General features: G+C 40.2%; 6 protein-coding genes, 1 tRNA gene and 1 pseudogene. 4 read left to right on the forward strand and 4 right to left on the reverse strand.

Translation table 11 applies throughout. The features are described 5' to 3' along the window. Positions 1 to 225: 225 nt before the first annotated feature. A tRNA-Ser gene (locus tag Q0X89_RS04185) sits at positions 226 to 309 on the reverse strand. A gap of 272 nt (positions 310 to 581) precedes the next feature. Between Q0X89_RS04185 and Q0X89_RS04190 the strand changes: the two genes are divergently transcribed. From Q0X89_RS04190 to Q0X89_RS04205, 4 genes are all read left to right on the forward strand, one after another. Next, positions 582 to 1,316, forward strand: a complete 735-nt coding sequence (locus Q0X89_RS04190; RefSeq protein WP_297691441.1) for a PHB depolymerase family esterase — start codon at positions 582 to 584, stop codon at positions 1,314 to 1,316. A 97-nt stretch (positions 1,317 to 1,413) separates the two neighbouring features. Beyond that, a complete protein-coding gene (locus tag Q0X89_RS04195; protein WP_297691443.1) occupies positions 1,414 to 2,508 on the forward strand; it encodes a bile acid:sodium symporter family protein in 1,095 nt (364 codons plus the stop codon). Then, complete coding sequence (locus Q0X89_RS04200; protein WP_297691445.1) at positions 2,505 to 4,223, forward strand: glycoside hydrolase family 9 protein; 1,719 nt, start codon at positions 2,505 to 2,507, stop codon at positions 4,221 to 4,223. The genes Q0X89_RS04195 and Q0X89_RS04200 overlap by 4 nt, the downstream gene beginning before the upstream one ends. A gap of 7 nt (positions 4,224 to 4,230) precedes the next feature. Beyond that, positions 4,231 to 5,739, forward strand: coding sequence for a sulfatase (locus tag Q0X89_RS04205; RefSeq protein ID WP_297691447.1), 1,509 nt, complete (start codon positions 4,231 to 4,233; stop codon positions 5,737 to 5,739). On the opposite strand, the gene Q0X89_RS04210 is transcribed toward Q0X89_RS04205, so the two are convergent. The 3 genes and pseudogenes from Q0X89_RS04210 to Q0X89_RS04220 all read right to left on the reverse strand — a co-directional run. Continuing rightward, the gene (locus Q0X89_RS04210) at positions 5,736 to 9,311 is read right to left on the reverse strand and encodes a VCBS repeat-containing protein (protein WP_297691449.1); all 3,576 of its coding nucleotides are present in this window, start codon (positions 9,309 to 9,311) and stop codon (positions 5,736 to 5,738) included. The genes Q0X89_RS04205 and Q0X89_RS04210 overlap by 4 nt on opposite strands. 106 nt (positions 9,312 to 9,417) lie before the next feature. Then, positions 9,418 to 11,178: a RagB/SusD family nutrient uptake outer membrane protein gene (locus Q0X89_RS04215; protein ID WP_297691451.1), complete on the reverse strand. Its 1,761-nt coding sequence runs from the start codon at positions 11,176 to 11,178 to the stop codon at positions 9,418 to 9,420. 56 nt (positions 11,179 to 11,234) lie between these two features. After that, a pseudogene (locus Q0X89_RS04220) lies at positions 11,235 to 12,355 on the reverse strand (TonB-dependent receptor); the annotation flags it as partial.

Here is a 12,355-nt window from a genome sequence, read left to right on the forward strand (position 1 = left end):
TTTTTCACTAGAGAGAATGCATACAAACATAATTTTCTCTAGTTGGGGTGGTCACGCCTCGGCGTGACGACCTCCTGCTTCCAGCGGGACGTGATTTTAATGCTTTGCGTTACACCCCGAGGTGCATTCAGATTTTAATTGTACAGGAATTATGTTATGAACTTATGCGGACTTGTCCGCTGTAGCCTGCCGGTTCCGCCACTGGCGGAAAAAGGCTGGCGAAAGCGGAGAGACTGGGACTCGAACCCAGGCGACACTTGCGCGTCGACAGATTAGCAATCTGCTCCGTTACCACTCCGGCACCTCTCCTGAAATTTTTTAATGAACGTGCACTATAAAATGCGGATGCAAATGTAATTCTTCATATCCTGTAACGCAACTTTTTTATTGAATATTTAAGTCACCTTAAACACTTTATTCTTTTTTAGGTCGATTAAAAACCTAAAGGATGAACGCACTGCTTAAATACCCCATAAAACAAATTAATTTAATTAATTTCAGGAGCTGATATAAAACAATATATAATGTCTTTGAATAATTGTTTTTTAAATTAGAAACCTGACCAAATCAGAATATTAAAAATGCGCAGCATCGTTACTTACATCAAACAAACATCAATTATTCTTTATCTGCTTTTCTTTCAGGGATGTTCCGCACAGTCCCAATTGATTGCTGATGAAAAAGAGACTGTTTCAGTTGAGAATTTGCAGTATTTCCTATATTATCCAAAGGAATATGAAGAGGAAAAAAACGATAAATTTCCGCTCCTTTTGTTTTTGCATGGTGGAGGTGAATCAGGGGGCACTTTGGAAGATCTGAAAACAAATGGTCCGCCTAAACTTTTAGCAGAAGGAAAAGAATTCCCTTTTTTAATTTTAGCCCCTCAAAACCCTCACAAGCGAAAGTGGTGGAATACCAGGGCGGTAATACAGTTATTAGATACCATCATAAAAAATAACAGAGTAGATGCTAATAGACTTTACCTTACGGGTTTAAGCAGGGGAGGAGGCGCAGCCTGGGAACTTGCTGTTCAGTATCCGGATAAATTTGCAGCCATGGCGGTTGTATGCGGGATGACTCCTGTGCCTTACGCGGGGTGGATAAATAAAAATATGCCTATTTGGGTTTTTCACGGTACCGAAGATAAATCCATACCGATTTCCGAATCTGAGAATATGGTAAATAAGTTGGAGGAAATGGGCTATGATGTACGATTCACCAAATATGATGGAGTAGGACATAACTCATGGGTACAGGCATATAACACCGAAGAATTATATAATTGGTTTATGGAGCAAAAACGCAAGCAGGACTAGCCATTATAACTTTATTTTTGCCTTAAAGAATTTGATTTATTCCAGAGGTTCCAAGATAAATACACAGTATATTTATTGAGGAAATACAAACAAATTAATGTCTAAAAGAATAACATCTGCAATAGCTATCAGTTCCGGTGTTCTTGCTGTTATTTTGTTGACTTTGGGCGATTTTGACAAGCTGGGTCCTGTATTAATACTTTTTTTTCTATCCCTTGCTCTTGCAATTAGAAATGTTGGCTCATTAAGGGGATTTTCTTTTACAGTTCTAATATTTGCAGCAGTAGCTGCTTCCATGTTCTACCCTGATTTTTTTTCCAAAGCAGGTGACTTCGACCTTAAAAAGCTTATAGTTCCATTGTTAATGATAATTATGTTTGGCATGGGGACAGCGATGAGCCTTGAGGACTTCAAAGGTGTAGTAAAAATGCCAAAAGGTGTTTTGGTTGGTATTATTTGTCAGTTTAGCATTATGCCTTTTGTGGGTTATGGGTTAGCAACCGTATTTGGATTTCCCCCGGAAATTGCAGCAGGAATTATTTTAGTTGGTTGCTCTCCCAGTGGCCTGGCATCGAATGTAATGGCCTATATTTCAGGAGCAAACCTCGCACTTTCACTCACCCTGACAGCGGTGGCTACATTACTGGCGCCATTATTTACACCTTTGCTCATGAAGGCTTTGGCGAATCAACTAGTGCCTATAGATTTTTTAGGAATGCTTTGGAGTATTGTTAAGATTGTAATAATCCCCATCATTGCCGGGTTGGTGTTTAATAGATTTGCCCATGGGAGATTTAAATGGCTCGACAAAGCAATGCCGGTATTCTCAATGGCAGGAATTGCCATAATTATCACAATTATCACCGCTGCCGGAAGGGATTCACTCCTTACTCTTGGATTACTTTTAATAGTGGCAGTAATTCTACATAATATAATTGGCTATTTCTTCGGATATTGGGGAAGCAGAGTATTTGGTCTGGATAGGAAATCGGCGCGTACAGTTGCTTTTGAAGTTGGAATGCAAAACGCCGGTCTTGCTTCAGGCATTGCACTGGAAATGGGCAGGGTAGCTACAATGGGTCTGGCACCCGCAGTATTCGGACCCATGATGAATATTAGCGGTTCTAGTTTAGCCACCTTGTGGCGTGGAAAACCCGTAGATGAAGAGAAGAATAAAATATTAGAAACATGAACAGAATACTATACTTTTATGGGGTTATAACTATGGTATTTATCTCTGGCTGCAAAGAAAAAGTACTGGTTATTGACGACTCATTTAGCAATCAAATTAAATTAAACCAAATTGGTTACTATCCCGAAGCAATAAAGAAAGCAGTGATAGTTACGGAATCTGAAATCAGTAAATTCAGTATTGTTGAAAGTAATTCTGGTAAGACCGTTTTTTCAGGAGAGATCTCAGGGCCATTAAACTGGGAATTAGCAGGCGAACAGGTGCGTATAGCAGATTTCAGTGAATTATCCATGGAGGGTTTGTACAATCTCTATATAAAGGAGGTAGGATTTTCTTATCCTTTTGAAATAAAGAATCAGGTTTTGCTTCCTGTATTTCATGGATCAATAAAGGGTCTGTATTTTCAGCGAGCCGGGATGGCCCTTGAGGAGAAATATGCGTCACAATGGAACCGACCACTGGGCCATCCCGATGATTCTGTTCTATTTCACCCATCCAGCGGGAAACAAACAGGGGTTTTAAATTCTCCTAAAGGATGGTATGATGCCGGGGACTATAACAAGTACGTCGTGAACGCCTCTTTTCCATTAGGACAATTCTTTTTGTTTGAGGAACAATATCCAAATAGTATAGCAGATGGAGAATTAAATATTCCAGAAAGTGGGAATGATATTAGTGATTATTTAGATGAACTGAAATACGAAATGGATTGGGTACTTAGCATGCAGGACGAGGATGGTGGTATGTTTCATAAACTTACCACCAAAAATTTTGAAGGGATGGTCATGCCTCATGAGGTAACAAGCCAAAGATATGTTGTTGGAAAGGGAACTGCTGCCAGTCTGGATTTTGCAGGAGCCGCTGCGCAGGCTGCCAGGGTTTTCATGCCTTATGATTCCATCTATTCAAAAAAATGCCTGCAGGCTGCGAAAAATGCCTATTCCTGGTCTTTAGATAATCCAGAAGTTGAGTTTGTTAATCCTGAAGATATTAGTACCGGGCAATACGGTGACACTAATTTTGATGATGAATTATTCTGGGCTGCTTCTCAGTTATATATAACTACCGCTGATAAAAGTTATTTTGATCAACTTAAAAAAGACAATATAGATTTTACATATAGCCCGGGTGATGGTTGGACAAAATTTATGAGATTTATGGGGATATTTACACTTTTAGAGAATAAATCACTAGTTCCGGATAAGCTTTATGGTATTTTACAGGAAGGAATTTTAAAAACTGCTGATTCCCTTACAGAAAAAACCAAAACAAATGATTATTTTCAGTGTGTTGAAGATTTTCAATGGGGATCAAATAGCGACGTTCTGAATACGGCAATGATTATTGCGCAGGCTTACCGTCTGGAAAACAAGCCGGTATATTTAACTGCAGTGAGGCAAGCTGCAGATTATGTCCTCGGAAACAACGCTGTAGGATACAGCTTTGTAACTGGTTTTGGTGATAATCCGCCTATGTTTATTCATCACAGGCAAAGCGCCGCGGATGGAATAGTGGATCCGGTTCCGGGACTACTCTCAGGGGGCCCTAATAATGACAAACAGGATGTTTCTGACGGGGTTGTTTATCCTGAAAATACGCCCCCAATGAAAAGCTGGACAGATCACGAGGACAGCTATGCAAGCAATGAAATATGTTTAAACTGGAATGCTCCTCTGACTTACATACTGGGCTTTCTGGAACAAGAATCAAAATAATCAAATTATGAGAATACTTAAAACTATTATCGCTTTACTAGGTGTGTGGATACTTTCTGCAAGCACTGAAATGACTTTTGCAAAAACGACAATTGAAAACGATTCAAGTAGCGTACAAAAGAAAAAGCCTAGAAATGTAATTTTTATACTTACCGATGACCATAGGTATGACTATATGGGTTTCACAGGGAAAGTTCCATGGTTGCAAACACCAAATATGGATAAATTGGCTTCTGAAGGGGCATACCTGCCTAATACGTTTGTAACTACTTCTCTCTGTTCCCCGAGCAGGGCTTCTATCTTAACCGGGCAGTTCTCCCATAGTCACACTATTGTGGATAACCAGGCTCCTGATCCCGGGAATCTGACTTATTTCCCTGAGTATCTTCAAAAAGCGGGATATCAGACAGGATTTTTTGGAAAATGGCATATGGGAGACCATGGCGATGAACCTCAGCCAGGATTTACCCATTGGGAAAGTTTTCGGGGACAAGGGGTATACTATAATCCCACCTTAAACATTAACGGAGAAAGAGTAGCCTATAAGGATTCTACTTATATCACTGATCTCTTAACGGAACACGCCGTAGATTGGATGGAAAAAAGAGATAAGAGCAAACCTTTCTTTCTATATCTCTCACATAAGGCAGTTCACGCAGGTTTTCAGCCGGCGAGGAGACATAAAGGTATCTACAAGGGCAAAAAGATAAAATTGCCTGCAACCTATGAACAAACTAAAACTGGGAAATACAGGGATTTAAAATGGCCGCAATGGGTGGCTGACCAACGTATTAGCTGGCATGGAGTGGACTATATGTACCATTCCAACCGGGACTTATATGAAATGGTCGTAGATTACTGCGAAACGCTCCTCGGGGTTGATGAAAGTGTGGGCACAGTTATGGAGTATCTAAAAAAAGAAGGAATTGATGAATCAACCCTTGTAATTTATATGGGGGATAACGGTTTTAGTTGGGGCGAACACGGACTGATAGATAAAAGACATTTTTATGAAGAGTCTGTTAAGGTTCCATTACTGGTTCGTTGTCCGGAATTGTTTGAAGGAGGCAAGACTCCACAGCAAATGGTACAGAATATAGATATTGGACCTACTGTCCTGTCCGAAGCTGGCGTTAAACAGCCTGATAACATGCCGGGAGTTTCATTTATCCCAATTTTAACCGGTAATTCAGATGAGGCTTCACGAAAAGAAATATTTTATGAATATTACTGGGAGTACGATTTTCCAATGACTCCAACCGTTTTTGGCATGCGTTCAGATCAATACAAATACATTAAGTATCACGGAATCTGGGATAGAAATGAATTATACGATCTACAGAACGATCCCGAAGAGATGTACAATTTGATAGCAGATCCGGACAAACAGGAAATTGCAAAATCCATGTCTGCTGCTATATATGATTGGCTGGAAGCAACAAACGGGATGAATATCCCTTTAAAGCGAACTGTTAAATACCGCTGGGGAGATTTTAAGCATAAAAACGAGCACTAAAAACTTAGTGCACGAGTTTCTTTTCCGGCGTTGTCAAAGAATTGCACCCGACTTACATTCTGGCTCACTTCTATATGACGGGTTGATTGGGATTGAAACGAGGAACCCCAGTAATACTCCTGTGTCTGACTGCTGTTATCCTTAAAATATAGGACACACTTAACTTCGTTTGCTTTTAGCGGGATAAGCTTAGGACTCGGATTTGTTGTTGTTTCATAGACTTTTAAGAAATCATTATTTTGTGAAGCAACCAGTACAGACTTTTCATTAGCTATGCTTAACCGCACCAGACTTTTTGCATCACCCGGGACCAGGAAATGACTTTCCTCCAGTGATACAGCTTCAAAACCTCCATTTCCTTTGTTCTTTAAAACCATGCCTATAAAAGCATCTGCGGGGCCCTGCTGTACTTCCATACCAAAATCATTTCCAACCAATGTAATATCCATCAAATTATCATTGTTGAAATCGCTGATTACAATGCCATAAACAGGTGCAAGTTGTGCTTCAATAGGTAGGGGATGACTTTCAAACCTCCCATTTCCAAGATTTTCAATCCATGAAGTTTGCATATAGTTAAAAGTAAGTTTCATGGCATCGTCTAATAATCCATCCGGGAAAACTTCCGGTAATGTGGCTTCACCGAATTCTCCAAAGGAGTTGAATCTTTTTCGAATTCCGACATACTGCTTTACAACGTCCTGCCAGGAATGATACAGGTATTCTTTTTTGGTGCCTACACTATCTCTGAGATAATAAGACATAAGTGGATCTATCATTCCATTATCGTCCAAATCCTTAGCGTATAACCGCACAGGGGTATCTTTATCTGCTTTAAAATAAATATTCTTACCCAAATTGCCTGCTACATAGTCTGTATCTCCATCATTATCCAAATCCGCCGCTGCCAGACTATTCCACCAGCCCGAATTATCCTGAATTCCACTGGAATCGGTGATCTCATGCAGGGTTCCATTTCTATTTTCAAAGAAACGAATAGGCATCCATTCCCCGGCCAAAATAAGATCGGGCCAAAAATCCCCGTTAAAATCAGTCCATAGGGCATCACTTATAAGCCCGGGATATTGTAATTCAGGTGATACCTGCTCAGTTACATCAATAAAACGAACATTACCTTCTGTACTTTCATTCCTTAGTATATAAGAACGGTCGGCCTTGGGGTAAGCCATTGGAAGTACTCTGCTACCTATAAAAAGATCGAGGTCTCCATCCCTGTCATAATCTGCAGCTCTTACAGCAGATGAATTGCTTCTCATATCCGGGATTCCATCAACAGATTCTGAAAATTTTCCGTTTCCGTCATTAATTAAGAGAATATCTTTATATAATATATTCCCCGGCGGATACTGAGCACATCCACGGGCTATATATAAATCCAGATCCTGATCCCCGTCTGCATCAAAGAGCAGGGTGCCTGCATCTTCTTCTTCCAATTCAGCACCTTGTTTATAATTAACTTCCTTTTGAATAAAATATCCGTTTTTTTGCTGTATAAACCAGGTTTCGGCAAATTTTCTACTGGCTCCAAGGAACATGTCATCCAGTCCATCATTGTTTATGTCACCTACAGCAAGAGATGGACCATATTGAGAGAATTTATGGGGTAGTGTACGCTGAAAATTAAAATCGATGAAGTCAAGATCCCGACTTTCATATACCAGATTATACTTGTTGGCTGCTTCTTTAAACAAAGGAATAAATAAGGAATCCTTTTTTATATTGGGTTCCAGCAATTCCTCATTATATGCTATCTCAAGTTCTCTGTCTGATTCCTGTCTTTGCAGTTTTTGAACACCACCACCCGGCCAAATAATTCTTATAGAATCTACATGGGATGTAGTACCAAGTCCAAAGTGTAACACACTTTCAGGTTTTGAGAGATAACCGCGCCCCGAAATTAAAGACTTCTTCTGATGAATACCCTCTGAATAAATTTCAACCATACTGCCAAATGCAGCCGGATTTTTATCAGAACCTTTTAATTTAACCCTTAAATAATGGCTTTCAGGATGCATTTGAGTATGCCTGTTTTCCATTAGCAAAACAGGATCATTGATATTATTGATGACTAAATCCAAATCCCCGTCATTGTCGAGATCTCCATAGGCAGCACCATTGGAATAAGTGCCAAAATTAAGGCCCCAGGAATCAGTAACATCCTCAAAATTTAAGTCTCCCGTATTTCGGAACATAAAATTGGGAATTTTTATCTCAGGAATAGCAGCTATCAGCTTTTCCTTGCTAACCAATCTACTGGCTGTAATACGGAAATCCCCAAAATCTCTATCGGTTACATCTTTTGGGAATCCATTGGTGATAAACAGATCCTGCCAGCCGTCACTGTCGTAGTCTGCAAAAAGTGGCGCCCAACTCCAATCTGTTTCCTGGACTCCGGCAAACATACCGGTATCCCCGAATATGGGGAGTCCTGTTTCCGGATTGACACCCAGATTGAGTTGTAGAGTGTTTCTGGTATATTGGGACTCGTAGTTGTACTTTTTCGTAAAAATTTCTTTCTGATAGCTGCTGGGTCCCTGGAATAATTTCTTTCGTTTGTTGTAATACGGCTGCATTTCAGAAGTGAAAATATCCATTTGCCCGTTATTGGTAACATCAGCAATATCGCTCCCCATGGAAGAAAGGCTAAAATGCTTGAATATATCTCCTGCACGATTTGTAAACGTCCCATCCTGATTATTTATATAAATAAGGTCATTGCTCAGAAAATCATTTGCCACATAAATGTCCATCCAGCCATCATCGTTAAAATCGTGAATTAGTGTACTATGGCTATATCCGTGAAACCGAATTCCGGCTTCATCCGATACATCCTTAAATACAGGATGTCCCAAAGTATCATCCCAGTTGTTTTCATAGAGCTTGTCCCGACTGAGCGATGTTCCGTCGTCCTCCAGCGGACTAAATTGACTAGGGTTTATTCCTTCAATCCTGTTTACACCAATAAAAAGATCCAGGTCACCATCATTATCATAATCAAAAAACTGAGCATGAGAGGAGTATGTAGTATCTGCAATTCCGTATTCACCGGCCATCTCTCTGAATAGGGGAGAACCTTCATCATTATTACCCTGATTAATGTACAGCAGATTTTTTCTTCTTTCAGGATTTTTATAGAATGTATTACAAATGTAGATATCCTGTTTCCCATCAAGATTAATATCTATGATAGATACGCCTGATGACCATAGCAGAGAATCTGGTTTATTAATTCCTGCATTATTAGATATATCCTTAAATTTCAACGCACCTTCGTTAAGATACAATTTGTTATCTACCTGGTTGCCAGCCAGGAAAATATCATCTAATCCATCGCCATCCAGGTCTCCCAGTGCTACGCCAGAACCATTATAAACAAATTCATTATCAAGGATATTGATAGAATCATTTTCGGTCAATGCATTATTAAAATAGAGCCCGGAATTTTGTGGAGGAACACTTTGAAATAGCGCAGTATTTTTTTTCGCGTCATCACAGCTTGTAATTAGTATTGATAATAAGCCAATAGCTGCTATAAACTTATATATTCTCATGGAACTTGTTTTTTAATCAACATACAAAAATGCAAGAACCTAGGCACATGGACAAATAAAAAGGCCGCTTTTCAGCGGCCTTTTATAAAATAGAAGTATAAATTTATTAGTACCCGGGATTCTGAGATAAAACATCAGTACCCTGAATATCTATTTGTGCTTGTGGAATAGGCATAAGTTCATTTTTACCCGCAGTAAAACTTGCCCCTCCAAATTTGGTAACCAGGTACTGACCCTCGTATGCCAAATATGCATTTAATTCTTCTGCGGCTACACCCCAACGAACCAGGTCAAAGAAACGGTGACCCTCTCCTGAAAGTTCAAGCTTTCTTTCAAAACGGACTGCAGTTCTTGCAGCGTCTTGTGTGGCAAAATCAGCAGCAGTGTATTCAGAGATGTTATAGTTAGCGGCATTTGAACCATCAGGGTTTTTAACCCAATGCTCAGAAAGAGCAGCTCTTCTCCTTACCTGGTTTACATAATCTAGTGCTTTGGTAAGTGATCCTGCTTCTACCTCTGCTTCTGCAGCCATAAGAAGTACATCTGCATAGCGAATAATAGTGTAATTCATAAGCGCATAACCACGAGTCCAGGAACTACCATCTGTAAACGTATTCTCCTGTGATTTGTAATAGATATATTTCTTAGGAGAGTAAGGACCCGCATAAGGGAAACTTCTGATCCAGGCAGAACCGGGATGCGCTATCCAATCTAAGTAAGGGATTGTCTTTCTACCAATGGAATGATCAATTCTTGGGTCTAAAGGACCAGAATCCGGTACAAACGTAGTTTCATCGTTACCGTTAACAACAACATGGAAAAAACTGTTTTGTACTTCATTGGCAGAATCATTGTAGGATCCGTCTAACAACGGCAATCCATTTGCTTGTGTTCTAAAGGAATTGGCCATTGAAAGACTAGGCTGGAAAAACCCACAACAGTTACCGGGACCGTCAGGACCAGTATTATAAGGATAGTTAAGATCATCAAAATAATTTGCATTTGCGGTACTTCCCGTGTTATTGGCAGATTCAACATCCATAACAGCTTCTGCGTGGTTGTCATTTTCGGCATTGTAAATTTGCGAATAATCATCCAATAAAGCATACGTCAAACCATTGGAGGTAACCCCATTGGCAATAACATCATCAAACCATGTTATGGCTTCCGAGAATTTCCCCTGAAATAATTTAGCTTTGCCCATGTAAGCTGCAGCAGCCCATTTATTTACACGTCCTGCATCAGTTACCGCAGGTAAGTTGTCATAAGCATACTGGAAATCTGCTTCAATTTGTGCCCAGGCTGTCCCTGTATTAGGAATGAGGATTACTTCCTCTGCTGGAACGGTTTCATCAAAAACCGGGATGCTACCATAATGCTTCTGTAGATCAAAGTAAAAGTGACCTCGTAACAGTCGTGCTTCGCCGGTAATTCTGGCTTCGTCGGCCGCTGTTAATGCGTCCGGGTTGGCAGTAACAGTTGCGAGAACCCTATTAGCCCTGGCTACGCCTTCGAAACGACCGCGCCAAAAGTTATTTAAATCTCCACTCGTGGGATCAGTTTCATAACGCTGAATAGGGTTAATCGTTGAATAATCCCCGGCATCCGTTCCTTTATTGGCTTCACCGCCCAAAATAGAACCGGTAATCCAATGGTTAGGTCCTTCAAACCTGTTCCCAAATACGCCATTCAATGCAGAATACGTACCAATGAGCAGTCCTTCAATACCATCTTTTGTTCCTAACTGGGCATCAGCCAATGAACCGGCAGGTGGCACCTCTAAAAATTCATCGCTACATGAGATACCCAAAACCAGGGCACACATAACGAACACTCCGAAATGTTTAATCTTTTTAATTGTCATCATAACTTTTTTTTTCAAATATAATTAAAAATTTTTCATAATTTTTCATAATCATGGTCTTAGAGTCCAATATTAACATTTATCAAATATGATGGCGTAACCGGATAGTTACCAACATCAATACCAAATCGTACATCAGCATCTCCACCAACAACCGGGTCTAAACCGCTATAACCGGTAATGGTCCAGATATTGTTTGCAGAAATTCCTACATCAAATCTGCTAAGTGTATTGGAATTGTCAACCAATTGGCTAAAGGAGTAGGTAAAGGCAAGTCTCTGAAGTCTTGCATAACTACCATCTTCAACATACCAGGAGTTGGAAGCTCCACTGGTACTAAGGTTAGAGGCACTTTCCCAGATAGGAGCAGCTGCGCTGTTACCTAGCTCCGGAGTCCACGATTGAAAAGCGGCAACACCTTTTGCAGAACCTTCAAACGTACCAAAGAAATCTCTAAACCATTTAGATTGGTTAAATACTTCCAGACCGGTAGACCAGTTCCAGAACATCTCCATCCTTAAATCCTTGTATTTCAAATCTATGGTTGCACCACCACTGTAATTAGCAATGGGATCACCAAGATAAGTCCTGTCATCTGGTGTTATCGCACCATCTCCGTCAACATCTCTATACTTAAACCTACCTACGCCGGCGCCATCTTGTGCAGGAGAACTTGCCACATCTGCAGCACTTTCAAAATATCCTATGACATCATAACCAAAAAAGGAAGATAAGGGCTTACCAATCTGATTCCTTGTTGGAGCTATTCCTCTAAAAGTATCTCCGTCCAAAAAGTCGATTCCCGGTGCAAATGCCACAACTTCGTTTTTAAGGAAGGTATTATTAACGGCAAATTCAAATCTAAAATCTTCAGTAAAGTTGCCGTTCCACACCACTCTTAAATCAATCCCCCGATTGAACATTTTTCCTACGTTTCTGGATGGTGCACTCGCAAAATTACCTGTGACACCTGCCAATGGAACAACAAATAGCAGGTCTTCTGTATCTCTTTTCCACCAGTCGAATTCAATATCTACATGGTTGTCAATAATAGTAGCATCAAAACCAATATTGGTTGTTGTACTTGTTTCCCACTTTGCATCCTCATTTCCTATACGGCTTGTAGCAAAACCTTCATCAGCTCCGCTGTTCTGGCCACCTATAGGATAAAATGTATTAC

The sequence above is a fragment of the uncultured Eudoraea sp. genome (assembly GCF_947258525.1).
GTDB lineage: Bacteria > Bacteroidota > Bacteroidia > Flavobacteriales > Flavobacteriaceae > Eudoraea.